12 protein-coding genes and 1 pseudogene are annotated in these 15,710 nt (G+C 58.5%); 6 read left to right on the top strand and 7 right to left on the bottom strand.

From position 1 onward, the window contains the following. Nucleotides 1–252: 252 nt before the first annotated feature. The 4 genes from ACVWW1_RS21050 to ACVWW1_RS21035 all read right to left on the bottom strand — a co-directional run bounded on the left by ACVWW1_RS21050 (nucleotide 253) and on the right by ACVWW1_RS21035 (nucleotide 4,090). Nucleotides 253–474: a hypothetical protein gene (locus tag ACVWW1_RS21050; RefSeq protein WP_429028942.1), complete on the bottom strand. Its 222-nt coding sequence runs from the start codon at nucleotides 472–474 to the stop codon at nucleotides 253–255. 65 nt (nucleotides 475–539) lie between these two features. Beyond that, nucleotides 540–731 carry a hypothetical protein gene (locus ACVWW1_RS21045; protein ID WP_429028943.1) on the bottom strand — a complete coding sequence of 64 codons (192 nt, stop codon included), beginning with the start codon at nucleotides 729–731 and terminating at the stop codon, nucleotides 540–542. A gap of 297 nt (nucleotides 732–1,028) precedes the next feature. Next, the gene (locus ACVWW1_RS21040; protein ID WP_429028944.1) at nucleotides 1,029–2,708 is read right to left on the bottom strand and encodes a hypothetical protein; all 1,680 of its coding nucleotides are present in this window, start codon (nucleotides 2,706–2,708) and stop codon (nucleotides 1,029–1,031) included. A gap of 71 nt (nucleotides 2,709–2,779) precedes the next feature. Further along, nucleotides 2,780–4,090 (bottom strand): hypothetical protein, encoded by a 1,311-nt coding sequence (locus ACVWW1_RS21035; protein ID WP_429028945.1) that lies wholly within the window; start codon nucleotides 4,088–4,090, stop codon nucleotides 2,780–2,782. A 384-nt stretch (nucleotides 4,091–4,474) separates the two neighbouring features. Here ACVWW1_RS21035 and ACVWW1_RS21030 point away from each other — a divergent pair, with 384 nt between their 5' ends. The 4 genes and pseudogenes from ACVWW1_RS21030 to ACVWW1_RS21015 form a co-directional block, all read left to right on the top strand. Further along, on the top strand, nucleotides 4,475–4,717 hold the full coding sequence (locus ACVWW1_RS21030) for a hypothetical protein (protein WP_456657323.1): 243 nt from the start codon (nucleotides 4,475–4,477) through the stop codon (nucleotides 4,715–4,717). Nucleotides 4,718–4,935: 218 nt separating this feature from the next. Next, nucleotides 4,936–5,421: a hypothetical protein gene (locus tag ACVWW1_RS21025; protein WP_429028946.1), complete on the top strand. Its 486-nt coding sequence runs from the start codon at nucleotides 4,936–4,938 to the stop codon at nucleotides 5,419–5,421. 516 nt (nucleotides 5,422–5,937) lie between these two features. Beyond that, on the top strand, nucleotides 5,938–7,263 hold the full coding sequence (locus ACVWW1_RS21020) for a CapA family protein (RefSeq protein ID WP_456657322.1): 1,326 nt from the start codon (nucleotides 5,938–5,940) through the stop codon (nucleotides 7,261–7,263). A 349-nt stretch (nucleotides 7,264–7,612) separates the two neighbouring features. Continuing rightward, nucleotides 7,613–8,368: pseudogene (locus ACVWW1_RS21015) on the top strand (IS256 family transposase); the annotation flags it as partial. A gap of 417 nt (nucleotides 8,369–8,785) precedes the next feature. Here the strand turns inward: ACVWW1_RS21015 and ACVWW1_RS21010 are convergent. Further along, nucleotides 8,786–10,066, bottom strand: coding sequence for a tyrosine-type recombinase/integrase (locus ACVWW1_RS21010; protein ID WP_456657321.1), 1,281 nt, complete (start codon nucleotides 10,064–10,066; stop codon nucleotides 8,786–8,788). A gap of 1,106 nt (nucleotides 10,067–11,172) precedes the next feature. Here ACVWW1_RS21010 and ACVWW1_RS21005 point away from each other — a divergent pair. Beyond that, complete coding sequence (locus tag ACVWW1_RS21005) at nucleotides 11,173–11,496, top strand: DUF736 domain-containing protein (RefSeq protein ID WP_212017804.1); 324 nt, start codon at nucleotides 11,173–11,175, stop codon at nucleotides 11,494–11,496. Nucleotides 11,497–11,678: 182 nt separating this feature from the next. Here ACVWW1_RS21005 and ACVWW1_RS21000 read toward each other — a convergent pair whose 3' ends face one another. Both ACVWW1_RS21000 and ACVWW1_RS20995 read right to left on the bottom strand, forming a co-directional pair. Beyond that, entirely contained in the window at nucleotides 11,679–12,323 is a 645-nt protein-coding gene (locus ACVWW1_RS21000; protein WP_456657320.1) for an Lrp/AsnC family transcriptional regulator, read from the bottom strand. 313 nt (nucleotides 12,324–12,636) lie between these two features. Continuing rightward, nucleotides 12,637–14,043, bottom strand: a complete 1,407-nt coding sequence (locus tag ACVWW1_RS20995; RefSeq protein ID WP_456657319.1) for a helix-turn-helix domain-containing protein — start codon at nucleotides 14,041–14,043, stop codon at nucleotides 12,637–12,639. Between the two features lie 137 nt (nucleotides 14,044–14,180). On the opposite strand from ACVWW1_RS20995, the gene ACVWW1_RS20990 reads away from it, so the two are divergent. Beyond that, a complete protein-coding gene (locus tag ACVWW1_RS20990) occupies nucleotides 14,181–15,710 on the top strand; it encodes an acyl-CoA carboxylase subunit beta (protein ID WP_456660635.1) in 1,530 nt (509 codons plus the stop codon).

Here is a 15,710-nt window from a genome sequence, read left to right as displayed (position 1 = left end):
GATCTCAAAAGGATGATCGCGGTTGCTTGGCAATATTGTCGCGCTGCTTTCGTGTTGCCGGCTTCAGCGCGGCCCCATGAGATGGTCTCAACGACCGCACGATGTCTCGTCGAGACGCCGGCCTTGACGCGAACCCACCGTCAGTGGCACCACGCATTGTGGCTTGGACGATCCTCAACATCTCAGGCGCGCCTCCTGCGCCGAAGCGATCTCAGCGAAGCGAGAAGGGAATAGGTTCTCAGGTCGAATCCTTCAGGCGGTCTTCGTCATCATTTGCTCGCGGAATGCCGTCAGCGCCTGACGTGCTACCTGAGCCAATCCCTCGCTGGAGCGTTCTCCGGCTTGGGCCAACCGCATCAGGCTTTCCGCAATGAAACGGCGCATTTCGTGGCTACCGCCGTCCGGTGCCTCGACGCAAGTCTGGTCGAGGACGAACTCGAGGCGGGCCTTAAATCCGGCGCTGATTTCGCTCATGCTTTCCTGCGTGTTGCTTGGATCTTTCGGGCCGGTCGCACGGTCAGTCGTCGACGGAACGGTGATCAGTCGGTCAGCCGCCGGATCTCGACGATGTGCCAACGAGCGCCGTCGAAACATTTCTCCGCAGCATCGCGGGCTGAATCCTCGTTGGCGGCTCTCAAGTCGGTCTTAAGCCTCTTTTCGCCATCGGCGAGCTGAACTCGAAACGTCGCCATAGGCGCCTCCTTACCCAAGGTTGTCACGTTCGCCGGCATTTGGTTAACCAAAGGTTAACTCGCGCGCTTCCCAAACATGATGCCGAGCCCCGGCCCTATTGCGAATACCAGGACGCCGAGCTGTAACCGATGTCGTCCTGGGTCGCCTGCAGGCCGGCTTGCTCGTTCCCCGTGAAAGGGTCTCATAGTAGGGAAAATCGGCTCTCGTACGCGCTAAATTAGGCTCGGTGTGGCGCCCCGTCGTGGACTTCGGTATTCGCCAACTGTGACAACATACGCTAAAGGTGTCATCCAACATCTAGGCGCTGGCTCAAGCCGAATGGTGAGCTACGAACGTTATCGATGGCTCCGCGAAGTGGGCTTGCGCGATTTGTTCGTCTTGGCCGATGGTCCGAACTTTATCCTGCCTGCGTGCGGAGTCGTCTCTTCAACAGGCCAAGAAAAGACGATCATGGTATCGGATCCCGATCCGGATTCCCGTACTTCGCAGGCTCCGCCATTCGTTTCTACAATCGCGCGGCAATAGCCTAGACCGGAATTCGTCACCGCCTCGAGCGGGTCGAGATATGCATGCTCGTCAGGACTCTTGACGCGTACCGTTGTGACCAGGTTGGATCCTTTCAACGTGCCATGAAAATCGTACGCGCCATGACGGGTGCCTATGATCACCATGTGGCTCAGCACCGTACGTAGTGGGGATACGGCACCACGAACTCTCGGAACATTAGCGAACGATGCGGTCGCATGGATGCTCGGGTCGAGATCTCTCGCCGTGTTCATGGCCTCGGTCACGACTCGATTTGGGTCGATCCAATCCGACGCGGTCTTTCCGTGCGTAACGACATCGGCCGGGCCCATGAGGTTGCGCACCGCGACCTGCATCGCGCCGAGGTCCTTCTCCACCGCATGAAGTTCGTGTGGCACAATCTGGCCTGCTGCGGCGTGCGCCCAAACGTGTATCGTGTCGCGGACGCGCTGGTTCGACCGTGCGGCAACGCTTATGATCTCGTCTCTGATGTGCGAGTTCGCAGACTGATAGGCGACCAAACGGTTCTTTGTATCAGCGAACTCGCGTCGGGCCCGAGCCGCGGCCTCCTTCGCGATCTTCAGCGCATCTTCGACGTCGCTCATCCCCTTCATGGCGACTGACACATCCGATCCCAAGAGACACAGACGGCCGTCTGGCATCACAGCTTCGGTGAATTGTATCCAAGTCGCGTCGTCGATCTGCAACCGCCAAGTATGCTTCGACGTCATCCGGTCGTCGCGCACCATCTTCGCCATTATCAGCTTCCAGTCGGTAAGCGACGGAAGGATATGCGGTTGCTTTGAACGAGTCAGTTGATAGAACGCGGCATTCGCGCCGACGGATTCACCGCTCGCGTCCCAGATCGCCAGCGGGAAGGGCGCTTCATGCCACCATTCGCGATCTGTGCCCGGATCGTTGATGGCGATGTCGAGCTTCTTCGCCACTCGGCGGCCCAGGTCGGTTAGCGTGAAGCTCGCTTCCTTTCCTGACGAAGATCGCTCGATCAGCCCCGTTCCCTGGAGAGCTCCGGTCACCCTTGAGAGGTTCGATTCCCGAAGACCGAGAATGCTCATCAGTGCGATGTTGCTTACGGCCTTGCCGGCACCTGCGATTGCGCTCAGAAGCGGCTTCGTGTGCTTTCGATTCAGGACCTCGTCCAACGGCTGGAGCTCAGCGAACCTGGCTGACTGCGAGATCAGGTCCGCAAAGGCGCGCATCCTCTCCGAGATGCCGCCGGCATTCTTGCTACCAGCAAGTGCCGCGGCGTGCCGCAACACCTCGAACCATTGCAAAAGCTCGTCGCCGAAGGATCGCGACGTCAACGTCCGCCACGTGACGTCGCGCAGCGCGTCGTAGACTCGCTCGGCCAGAGATGGCTCAGCGGTCAGCGCCTTTCGGATAGCGGCGGCCGCTTCGGCCGGCGTCGCATCGCCGCGCCCGATGCGATCGAGCGAGGTTTCGAAGGCTTTGCGGTCTGTGGCGGACATGGGACCCGGTGAGTGGAGATCCGGCAGAACTCGTTTCCGTACGCTTTACATCGGCCCTCATTAAGGACAAGTCAACGGTCGTGTAACGTTTGGCCGCGGTACACACTCCAGGGCACCTCGATGAGAAGTTGGTTTGCCACCCAGCTCGATGAGTTCCCGTCGGGATTAAGGACATAGCCGGCGGCCTGCTGCAGCGGCGGATAGGCCTGTTGGACCACGAAACTGCGGGTGTTTCGTTCATTGTGCAGATCTTTTGCCGTACGGATGTGTCCATCCATGGTCGCCTCGTTGCCGCACGACGGAACGATCGCGAAATCAATGTCGAGCCATCCATATGGGGTATGATAACACCTATTGCAGAAGTCGAGGCAGATGCCGAAGCCGAAAAGGGCTTCTTGCAGGACCACGACCATGAGCTCGGTTCCGTGCTGGATGTCTTCTACACGTCCTTCAGCGTCCCTGTAGGCCATCCGCTTCTTGTGGCGAGCGAGTTGGACGCCATGACCATCGTAGATGGTGGCGATGTTGTATCGTTGGCCGCCCTCCACTTCGTGCCAGGAGCCCGCTACCACGATGCCCGGCGCCTCTGGTATTTCACCGTCGGCCAGCCAAGGTTTCTCGGCGAGTTGGGCTTGAATAAGCCGACGCGATTGCGGGTCGATCATGAGTTCGGGAAAAACCGCAGTCAGGCAGACTTCGGCGTGAGCGGCCTTGCACGCGTCGGAGATGATCGTTTCGCCATTTGGAATGCCGACCGCCTTGACGAAAAACGTCATCGGAGTTTCGTCGCAGTCGAAGGTCGGATCGGGAAATAGCACGGCACCGAACGCCGACGACTTCTGCTTGGCCATCCGGTCGGCCTTCACGATCTGGACCCTCGCGCCGTCCACGATGGCGGGCACGAACCGAAGGCGTAGCAGTCCCCGCTGGTCGAAGTTGCGCATGTCTTGGGCTGGATTTCTCGCCTCCCTCCAGGCCACGCGTCCCATCGGGATGAGATACGCGCAATGCCCGGCATGGTCGACGAGCCAATCGGCCGGATCTGTGGGCCTCGAGCCCAGATCCCGTTCGGTATATTCGCGCTCCATGGCGCGAAGACATCCGCCGAGCCGCTTCACGATCTCCTGGTAGCTCTCCGTGCCGTCGAATGAGAGCCCATAGTCAGGCGCCTGCATGTCGAGGCTGGCGGCGAGTTCAAGGATCGCCGATTCCCGGACGAGCGAGTACAGATGTTTGATCGTCCCCGACGCCTTGGCAAGAGCCGCCCATACGATCAGCATCGCCCGCCGCAAACCGTCGTCGTCCTCGCTGCGAGACACAGCCCGGAGACCGGTGGGAATGCCGAGAGCCTTCTCCCTCCACTGTTCGTCGGTGATTTCCAAACCGCGTCCTACCCCGAAAGTGATTCTACGTTCTTAAGATTCACTAGATTGATAGCCGACACGCAAGCGTCCTGCTACTCTCCTGCGGTACACTCTCATAACGAGCGGACGATGCCGTCCGGCGGCAGCCGAGGCTCGCCCCAGAGCCTCAAGTGAACGGCGCCGGATCTTACTTATCACCGGCGCTACGATCTCCAGGGAATTGTACGGAGCGGACACTGCATTGCCGTCATTCCAAGGGGCGCATTCAGGTGCCGTACTTCTCTGAGTTGGGAGGACGACTGGCATGGCCTTTGGGTGGGCGCGCGCTTCGCTTGTTGGGATCGCAGGTGACATGTCTATTCCTGGGGGAAACTGATTCTGCTACGGCGACAGGATCCGGACGTGCTGCCGGACCCCGAGCAGTTCGACATCTGCCGCCCGGACATCAAGCAATACCTCTCCTTTCGCCACAGCGTGCGGCTTTGTCTGGGCCGTCAGCTGGCGCGGCGGCAGGTGTGGGTGTCTTGGGGAGGTGCCGTTTTGTTTCCGACCCTACGGCGACTGACATCAGATGCGACGTTGTACTTCTCGCCGACTATCTCGTTCTGGGGACGGCTGTTGCTGCCAGTCGTTTGGGGCCGCTGATCGCATAGCGGGGGACAACGCGACAGGTTGTCTTATGATTTTGATGCAACCCTTGGTAAATGGCGCCGATGTTGCGGCTATTGGGGCGACAAATGCTCAGATCACTTTTCGTTGCCCTTTGCACCGTTGCGCTGACAAGTATCTCCCTCTGCACACCGACGAAAGCCCACCAGCACACGGCTCCGGCCAATGGCCCGGTACCCGCGGATCAGACCGCGATGCCCGAACAACCGCGCGCGGATCAGTTAGCTCAAAAGCCCGCAGCCGCGCCCGGAGCTGCCGATGCTCCGGCAGCCGCCACGCCCAACGACCCTCAGAAGCAGTGCGTGAAGCCCGGCGAATTTGCCGTGGAGCTCCGGTCCGACCGTAATCCGGTTGGCGCTCCCATCCTGCTCGCCACGAATTTTCTGCCGACAAACCAACGCGCGGACATCGGTGTGCGCGCGCCGTTCGTCGATGGCGTCCGATACTTTGCCGGAATCGACTATGGCGATCAGACGTATGTGTTCAAGCGACAGGACGCGGTCACGCGCCGCGCGACGGAGGACGAGGACAACTTGTACAAAATGGCGAACCATTTTCAGTTGGATCGGCCGAAAGAGCCAACCCGCATCCGTTTTCAATCTGCCATCGATCTTGCGAGACGATCTTTCACATTATCAAATGTCGTGGTTCGTTGCGATACGCTCGACCTGCAGCGATGATGTCTCGCAGATGATCCTAGCCAGCAAGCAACACGGACCAAGAGCAGCCGCGATAGCTACCTAACGGCCTGAAAGCTCAGTGGCAGATCACGGCTACCAAACTATCAACTATCGATGCTGGTAGTTTCGAGGCGCGACCCTCCACATAGTCTCAGCGCACCAAAAGCTATCCAGATCTGCGGAAAACACTTCCGAGATAGGGAAGGAGTTCCAATGAAGGCTGCCAGCCAAAGAGAAAACCTCAAACAACGGACTTACTATCAGCGGGCGCCGGCGGAATCGATGTCGCGGCAAGTTTTGGAGCATATCCATCGCTCAGGTAAAGACGCTATCAGAGCTCAACCCGCGCGCCGATTGATGAGTGCGTCAGTACGATCCCGATGCGGGGCGGCCGTCGGGGTGAATTCCGTCGAGAGTGGCCACGCCAGCGCGAATAATTGATCGCACCGACGACAGCTATTGACCCGCCAGGCATCACAAAGCCCTATCCTCTTCCTACTCGAGAGACATCTGTTCATGCCGCGTCACCTTCCCGCAAGTCCTGCCGAGGTTTTCCGTGTCTCCGCGCGAACACGCGCAGCCGTACAATGCGCCACGTGGTTAGGTCTCTGGGATCGTCCGCTTCAGGATGTAGCCACCGATTTAGAAGAAATGAGATTTATGGATATGGCATACTGGTTCTACAAAAGTGCAAGGCCGATCACAAGATCAGAAAAGAATGTATCCGAGATCTTGTTCCTACACGACAAATCCGTTGTGAAGTTGCCGGATGACTTCAGGAGCGATACGTCGGTGACGCTGAGCGCATCGGGTGATCTAATTCAGGCAGATGGCCTCGAATCCTCCAAGGATTTCCTTTTTGAAAACGTTGCTTCTGCCCTCTTTGATGCTGACATTTCATTCGCGAATTATGAATCGCCTGTAGCAGAAGAAGAGGTTGTAAGAAAAGCTTTAGGTGACGGCCGCTCGGCGATGATGTGTTGCTCGTTCGCTCAATATTCTGCGTTGACGGAACATGGGAGCAAGCATTTTACTGTTCTCAACACCGCCAATAATCACATATTGGACTTGGGAATAGAGGGTATTGAAGCTACCCGGAGCCTGATGAGCCAAACCGGGATCGTAAATATTGGTGTTCCCCGTCTCCCCGAGGAATACGGGCGAGCAAACATTCTTGCCAAAAATCAAATCAAGGTCGGATTCGTATCGGCAACGTTTGGACTCAATGCGCATCAGCTGCCCGATAACGAGATATTTCGTGTGCATACGGCCAAACTCTTGTCCAAGTACGTCCCAACCGATTTAGGGTTGCTCAAAAAGCAAATCGACGATTGCAATAAACAAGGTTGTGATTTCATTATCGCATCGATTCATTGGGGGTACGAATTTGAGTTTTTCCCGCGTTACAGACAAATCGAGGCCGCTCATTCATTGATTGAGGAAGGAGTGGACCTGATTCTGGGGCATCACCCTCACGTTATTCAGCCGCTTGAATATTACCGGACAAAGAGGGATCCAGGTCGTATTGGTGTTATTGCCTATTCTTTGGGTAGCTTGACGTGGGGATGGTATACCGCGCCGCATCTCGTCTTAAGTATGATCTTAAACATTCAATTGGCAAAGGGGAGCAGAAATGGCGCCGGCCGCCGCACTTACATCGAAAGCATCAAGCCCATCCCGGTATTTCGGAGTGTTTCTTATCAGGGCAAAAAAATACTGATGCGCCTTGAAAAGCTGGAAGACCATTTGAATGAATGCACATCTCCTCGTTCGGAAGCGCATATCGGGCAAATGAAAGAGTATGTTGATTTGGTTTTTGGGAACTCGAAGTCTCTCTCATAGATTCGCCGCGGCGGCAGGAGAATCGTCCGCTCGAACTGTCATCGGCGCACTGGCGGCTGGCGCAAGCCGGAAAACGGCTGTTTGGTACCGCTCAATCGCTTTGACGAATACGCAGTAACGATAATCCAAGCCGACGGGATTGTCCTCTCAGCTCGCATCAACCTTGCGGGAGCTAGAGCATATTCCGATCACGTTGCGTCGTATCTTTCGGCGACGAGATAGTTTCGACACTCGCCTGGCGAGTTCGACGTAGGCAAGGAAAGTATCTCCATCCATGGGGCCGTCTAGGACAAACGGCGTAACAATGCCGTCCGAGCGCCATCAGCGATCGGAGAAGGCGCTGGTCGCGGCGCTGGCCGAGCGCAAGCTGCAGGAGCCGTTCCCGTATCTGATCCTGGACGCCCGTTACGAGCGCATCCGGGAGGACGGGATCATTGCGAGCCAGGCGGTGCTGATCGCGTTTGGCGTCGATTGGGAAGGCCGCCGTCAGGTGCTCGCGGTCGAGCTGGCCAACCGCGAGAGCCGGTCGAGCTGGAAGGAATTTTTGGAGACGTTGAAGGTCCGCGGCCTGCATGGGGTGGAGTTCGTCGTCTCCGACGATCATCCGGGCTTGAAGAAAGCGATCCCGGAGGTTCTCTCAGGCGTGTTCTAGGAGCGCTGCTATGTGCACTTCCTGCGCAATGCGCTCGACTATGTGCCGCGCAAGGTCGATGACGATTGCCTGCTCGAGCTGCGCTGGATGTACGACCGGCGCGACCTCTCAGAGGTGCGGCGTGATCTCGCCGCCTGGCTGGCCAAATGGGGCGGCAAGTACCCCAAGCTCACCGGCTGGGTCGAGGAGAACATCGAGGAGACGTTGACTTACTTCCGCCTGCCGCTGGCGCACCGCAAACACATGAAGTCGACCAACATGCTGGAGCGGCTCAACGAGGAGATCAGGCGACGCACCTATGTGGTGCGAATCTTCCCCAATGCCGAGAGCTGTCTGCGGCTGGTGCGGGCGCTGACCGTCGAGCGCCACGAGGCCTGGCTCGAAGACCATCGCTATCTGAACATGGATCTATTGAAGGAGCACAAGAAGGAGGCGCTACGTCAGGCGGCCTGACGATGCTCAGGCCCACCAAGGGGATGCACGCCACCCCTCTCCGCCACCGTCGCTCGCCAGCGCTACGCTTTGGGCAAGCGAGCGACGGTGGCTCCGAGGGGATGGCTCAACCGGACCCCACGATCAATCTTGCAGAACTTGACGCACATAACTATCGAGCGTGATTTAGCGTGATCGACGAAGGGGTAGTGGGGTGGTTATGCACCAGGATTATCGTGCCGTGCTGCACCGGAACAAACTCTCCGCCTCAGATGGCCACCATCAGCAAATGTCGGTATCGGCGGTTGCGGGCCTCCGCAACCAACCGAAAAACGTATATTCTACATGGAGCGCCAACCCCGGGATAACCCCGGCTAAGTCAGAAGCGAACGGAAATATCCGTGGTCGGATGAAGCCGAAACGCTAGACTTTTCAGCACTATGCGGCGCGATAACCGGGTTCGGGACGCAGGGGTCGCAGGTTCGAATCCTGCCACTCCGACCAGATTTCCTTAGGTTTTTTCTTCTCATCGGTGGCTGTTCCCGAGTCAACCACCGATTTGACCACCGAAACATACCGCGCTTTTTGGCCAATGGCTGCCGCCGCCCCGTGCAAAAAATCGGGATGGTGATGGCCATAGATTTCCTGCAGGACCTCCGGCGACATGCCGAGGAACCCGGCCGCCTCCCAGATCGGCACGCCGCGCTGCATCAACCAGGTCGCCGCCGTGTGGCGCAACGTGTGCGGAGTGACTTTCCCGGGCAGCTTGGCCAGATCCACGGCAGATTTGAAGCCTTTCTTTACGGAAGCGACCGGCTTGCCATTGAACTCGACGAAGCAGGTGCTGATCAGCTTCCGGTCCTTCCAGCGACGCAAATGAGCCAGTAGCCGGGGTGGAAGCGGGGCTGGCGTCTGACGCTTCTTGGTCGCCCGCTTCCCGATCGGCCTCCGGTAAAAGATACCACGCTCGAGATCAACGTACGAGTGCCCAAGCTCGGGGTATGGCGATGCCGCCGCGATCGCGCCTGCCCGCGTGCCGGTGTAGAGGCCGATCAGGATAAATCTGGCCACGTGTCGCAGCGGTCGGCGGTCTGTCCATACCGGGTCGCCCTTAGAGCTGCCTGCGTGGATTGTCTGTTTTTCGCGATAGCGCCAACATTGCCAAATCAGGGCCGCCGCCTCGCTGCGTGTCAGCCAACGGTCGCGCGCCTCACCTTTTGCCGGGAGGGATATGCGAACCGTGCCCCGGTGAAAGCCCTCTTTTGCATGATGGTTGATCGCGGCGCGGAAAGTCTCAAGGTCACGACGCGCGCCACCACGGCTGCCGCGATGTTTGACATAGCCGGCACAGGTTTGCGCGTTGACTGCCGCCAGCTTCTTGCCACCCCAGAAATCGTTGAGCCGGTCGATCCTCGCTTCGATTTCAAACTGATCACCGGGCTCGCCGATATCGGTCAGATAGATCGACAGCACGTCGGCGCAATCGATGTCGTCAATATCTCGTCGACTGCGCTCCGGTTGATATTTTTGCGCGATGTAGTTTGCTAACGCTTGCTCTGCTTTCTGCGGAGGCTTTGTTTCAGACGCGCTCGCAATGCATCCTGTGGCGATATGACGGTCGCCGTCTTTGATAATCCAAACGGACTGGGCGACGAGGTTGCCTCCGCGATACCGTGCTTTGCGTCTGTAGAGCCGGGCTCCTTTGCTTGGACGCGGCATAATTCCCTCATTCTCTCTATATGAAACAGTGTCGTGTAATCCTTGCCCGCAATGCGCTCGATGATGAGCCTTCCGCGAGCACTCTCTCTGCGCAACCCGGAGGCGGTCATCGAACCATCGGGAAATGCCACGGCCGCTGCCACCGAAAGCCGAAGCGGATCGTGCAGTCCAACAGCTTCGCGGTGCTTTGTGTCGATCATGTCAGTGAAATCGCAAATTGCGAACGCACTGACGGTGATCGAGCCTACGCGAGTTGCATTCTTGTTTCTCTGATTGTTTAGAGCGTGTGTTTGTCTCGGAGTTGTCGGGAGCCGAAAATGTGTTCCTGTATTGATCAAAGATGCGGTTCTGATCAGCGTTGCCGTTTCTGATCAGCCGCTCCGTGGTGCTGGACGTCTCGGGATTGTCAGAGCCCATCGGCACATACAATCAACCCGTGGACGGCAACTCAATTGCGACGAGCCGCAGTTTGGGCCGATATGATCGGGCAGGGAGAATGCCTGGGACGGAAGCGCCAGCGCTATCCTAGGTGCGGATATTGATCACTTTTGCGAAAGGGCTCATCTCACGTTGTTCGTTTCGGCCGAATTCTCGACTTGCCAACCTTTACTACCGTCAACGGTGCGGGCGAAACAGGCTCGAGTTGGCCGCTGACTCGGCTACGCGCAGCGCTTCGCACGATGGCCGATAGATCGATCTAGTTCGACAATATGCGGGGCTTGCTCGACGTGGCTTGCTGGATTCTATCGGGTCGGATGTTTTGCCGGTACTGGTAGATTTGACAGGTGGAGCATTGGCCTGACGAACCCACGGGTGCGCTTCGGTTCGGGATATCGATGCGCTCGATGTCTGTTTTACCGCTGCTCCAGGGACGATTTCCCTGCTCATGGCTGTACGACCTGTGGCAGCCGTCCCGCCGCCGAAACCCTCGCATGCTTCTTTTTTCCCCGCCGGCAAGCCGGCTCCTCGCGGCCGCTTCGCTGCAAAAAAGGCGCGAGCTCGGGTGCGCCGCTGACGCTTCGCCCCAGGGGTTCGGCGGCGTTCGGCCGCCACGACGGTCTCGCCATCGCAGGGGATCGGCCCTGCGGCAACGAAGGAGACAGACCATGACTGCAATCGGATTCGTCACCCGTAACGACAACGGCGGCTTCAGGGGCGAGCTCAAGACCTTGTCCATCCGTGCCCACATCGACATCGTTCCCAACAGCGGCAAGTCGACTGAGGCCCAGCCGGATTTCCGCATCCTCGCCCAGGGAGTTGAGATCGGAGCCGGCTGGATCCGGCGCGGCGAGAGCAGCGGCAAGGACTACGTCAGCCTGTCCCTTGCGGCACCTGAGCTCGGGTCTCGCAAGCTCTACGCCAACCTTGGCCGAGCCGTCGGCTTGGGCGACGATAACGGCTTCTTCCTGATCTGGAATCCCGGAGACTAGCCCGGGATTTTGGGCTCCCGCGCCTCGCGCGGGAGCCTTTTCTGTCTCCAAGCGGTTGGCTCTTGATCGTCGCGTTCGGCGCGCGGGCAATCGAATGCGGAACGGCACTTGGTCTGTGTGCCCTGGAGCGGTCCAAAGGCCACGACAGCGAGCGCAAGCTCGAGAATCTTCTCCTGGGCGCCCTAGCTTAACGGAGGGCTTGAGGGGTACTGCCCGTCACCCTGCACAATCCGAGAAGCCTCGAGATTCATGCCGCCATCGATTCGCGCCTGGGGCGAGGCGCCGTATTGCTGTTTGGCGGGTTTGTCGAGGCGCCTGGAAGATGAGCTGCATGACTTGACCTGAACTGGTCGGTTCGTGTCGATGGGGAGCACCGTCTTGTGAGAAATCCGCCTCAAGGCCAGGTTCGAGCGAATGCTGCAGACGCCGGCTATGCGCGAGAGCTGGTTTACGATGAGATCCTCAAGGGCCTCGATGTCAGACACCATAACGCGGAGAAGATAATCGCTATCCCCGGTCATCAGATAGCATTCCATCACCTCGCTAAGGCGATCAATTGAACGCGTAAAGCTCTCGAGTGATGGTTGGGCCTGTCTTTCAAGCTTTACTTGGATGAATGCCGTAACGCCGATGCCGAGAACTGCGGGATCCAGCACTGCAATTCGCCGGTCAATTACCCCGAGCTTTTCGAGCGTACGAACTCGGGCGAGACAGGGAGACGGTGAGAGATTGACACGGGAAGCAAGTTCAACGTTGGTCAAACTGGCGTTCTGCTGCAGTTCATTCAAGATCTTTATGTCGATCCTGTCCAAAGCCGTCGTCGTCATTTCGTTCTCCCATGGGCAAGCATTCGTCGTCCCATCGAGGCCCGGCCCTCGCGTTATCTCGCGTGGTGACATCTCGATGAAATAAATGCTATCCCTCGCCCGGGCGCGTAGAATTTCGATAAAATGACGACTTGTATCGAAAAACGGTCAATCTGGTCTTGCCGCCCGAGCGTGTGGCCGACGCGCCGTTGCCTGTTGCCCTCCCGATGGGCAACAGGATTGCAAGCTGGGCATTGCATTTGGTCGCGGGGCTTGAATCGGCGTCCAGCGCGAAGCCTGCAATCTCTGGAGATCCGGGTCTTTGTCGTCGGGCCTAGCCAAGTATTTGGTAGGGCAGTATGTCCCTGCGATCGCGGTCTATTCTCAATCTGCTCTTGAGCGGCGGAATCGCCCGCTGAGAACAATTGGTCCGCTCGCAGATTCGGCAAGAAATTCCGATGGGATCGTAAGTGCCTTTGTTTGTGAGGTCGAGCCCATCTGCATACACGAAATCTTTCGCGTAGGAGACCTCGCATCCCAGCGCGATGGCATAGCGCGGACGAGGGGAGCCGAAGCCGCCCCGGCCCTTCGAAAGCTCGGTTGCGATACAAAGAAATCGGATGCCGTCTGGTGTCTCGGCGAGTTGCCGAATGATTTGACTTGGGGCCTCGAATGCCTGGTGAGCATTCCAGAGCGGGCACGCGGCTCCGTAACGTGCAAATTGCAGCTTTGCCGCGCTGTGGCGTTTGGTGATGTTTCCGGCGCGGTCCAATCGCGCGAAGAAAACGGGCACCCCCTTCGAGCCTTGCCGTTGAAGCGTAGACAGACGATGGGCAACCTGCTCCAGGCTCGCTCCGAACTTGGTCGCGAGCAATTCGAGATCGTGCCGTAGCTCTCGAGACGACTGCAGGAATCTTTGGTACGGTAGAATGAGAGCGCCGGCAAAATAGTTTCGCAATCCGGCCGCGCATACGTTTCGTGCATCGACTGATCGAAACGTCGCCCGATCTGCAATCTGACCAATCCGGTCTTCTTCTTCAAGCGCCGCAATTTGCAGGGCAATCTGGAAGGTTCGAGTTGGTGTAGGTAGATATTGGCTCAGAAAAAGCGTGCGCGATGCACGATCGAATTGCCGCAACGAGGTCTCGTTAGGAGCGCTCTGGCGTATCTGCACGCCATGTTGCGATTCCAGGTAGCTAATCAACGCCGTTGTCGCGTTGCTCTCGGGAATATTCAGCCGTTCAGCAAGAGCCTCGGCCGCCGTATCCAACTCGTGGACGTAGTTGTCGACCAGGTGAAAGAAATCGCGAACTTCCTCGTAAGCCGTCGGCTCTCCCGCCAGGTTGGCGATCTGGCCATCCAGGCTGGCGAGCTGCTCGCTGTTGCGACGATATGCCTGATGAGCGATCAGGAGCGCTTGAGCGAAACCGGGTGCGTTCTGAACCACCAGTTTCAACTCTTGTATGCTGGGCGCGTAGGAAGCGAAGATCGGATCAGCCAACGACTCGGTCAGCATCGAAATGACCTTGTCACTGTCGTTAAGCGATAAGGAGCTAAGGTCGACCTGAAATTTTTCGGCGAGAAGCACCAGTACAGAGGCTGAAACCGGCCGCTGATTGTTCTCGATCTGATTCAGGTAACTAAGCGAAATTCCCAGCCGCTCAGCGAACGCGGCTTGGGTGAGCCTGGTGCCCTCCCTTACCTCGCGGAACCTCCGACCAATATAAAGCTTTCCTGCCATTTGCAACTTCGCAATTTACTATTTGTAATTATGTAACATGTGCAAATGTGCGTCTTCAAGCCTTCTCAGGTCTCGTCTTGCTTGTGTATGGCGGGGTAGGTGCCTGCCTTAGCGGACCCACTGAGGATAGTTGCGTGATCTCCACAATTGAAGCTCTTGAAGAGCGGCGCGCCGGCGCAAGGCTCGGCGGCGGCGAAAAGCGCATCGAGGCGCAGCACGCCCGCGGCAAGCTGACCGCCCGCGAGCGGATCGAGCTCTTGCTGGACAAGGGCTCGTTCGAGGAATTCGACATGTTCGTCGAGCACCGCTCGATCGAGTTCGGCATGGAGAAGAGCAAGATCCCCGGCGACGGCGTCGTCACCGGCTGGGGCACGGTCAACGGCCGCAAGACTTTTGTCTTTGCCAAGGACTTTACAGTTTTCGGCGGCTCGCTCTCCGAAACCCATGCGCTGAAGATCACAAAGCTTCAGGACATGGCGATGAAGGCGAGGGCGCCCATCATCGGCCTCTATGACGCCGGCGGGGCGCGCATCCAGGAGGGCGTCGCCGCGCTCGCGGGTTATTCCTATGTGTTTCGCCGCAACGTGCAGGCCTCGGGCGTGATCCCGCAGATCTCGGTCATCATGGGCCCCTGCGCCGGCGGCGACGTCTATTCGCCTGCCATGACCGACTTCATCTTCATGGTGAAGAACACCAGCTACATGTTCGTCACCGGCCCTGACGTCGTGAAGACCGTCACCAACGAGGTGGTCACGGCGGAGGAACTCGGCGGCGCCTCGGTGCACGCGACGCGCTCCTCGATCGCCGACGGCGCGTTCGAGAACGATGTCGACGTGCTGCTGCAGATGCGCCGGCTGATCGACTTCCTGCCGTCGAACAATTCCGACGGCGTGCCGGAATGGCCAAGCTTCGATTCGATCGAGCGGGTCGACATGTCCCTGGACACGCTGATCCCCGACAATCCGAACAAGCCCTACGACATGAAGGAGCTGATCCTGAAGGTCGTGGACGAGGGCGACTTCTTCGAGATCTCGGAGACCTTCGCCAGGAACATCGTCACCGGCTTCGGCCGCATCGCGGGCCGCACCGTGGGCTTCGTCGCCAACCAGCCGATGGTGCTGGCGGGCGTGCTCGACAGCGATGCCTCGCGCAAGGCCGCGCGCTTCGTTCGTTTTTGCGATGCCTTCAACATCCCGATCGTCACCTTCGTCGACGTGCCGGGCTTCCTGCCGGGCACCGCCCAGGAATATGGCGGCCTGATCAAGGACGGCGCGAAACTGCTGTTCGCCTATTCGCAGTGCACGGTGCCGCTCGTCACCATCATCACCCGCAAGGCCTATGGCGGCGCCTTCGACGTGATGGCCTCGAAGGAGATCGGCGCCGACATGAACTACGCCTGGCCGACCGCGCAGATCGCGGTGATGGGTGCCAAGGGCGCGGTGGAGATCATCTTCCGCTCTGACATCGGCGACCCCGACAAGATCGCGGCGCGCACCAAGGAATACGAAGACCGCTTCCTGTCGCCCTTCATCGCCGCCGAACGCGGCTACATCGACGACGTCATCATGCCGCATTCGACGAGGCGGCGGATCGCGCGGGCACTGGCGATGCTCAGGGATAAGAAGGTCGAGATCCCGGCCAAGAAACACGACAACTTGCCTCTGTGA

The organism is Bradyrhizobium sp. JR3.5 (assembly GCF_054057015.1).
The sequence above is the reverse complement of the archived record's forward strand: the minus strand, read 5'-3'. Positions and strand labels throughout refer to the sequence as shown.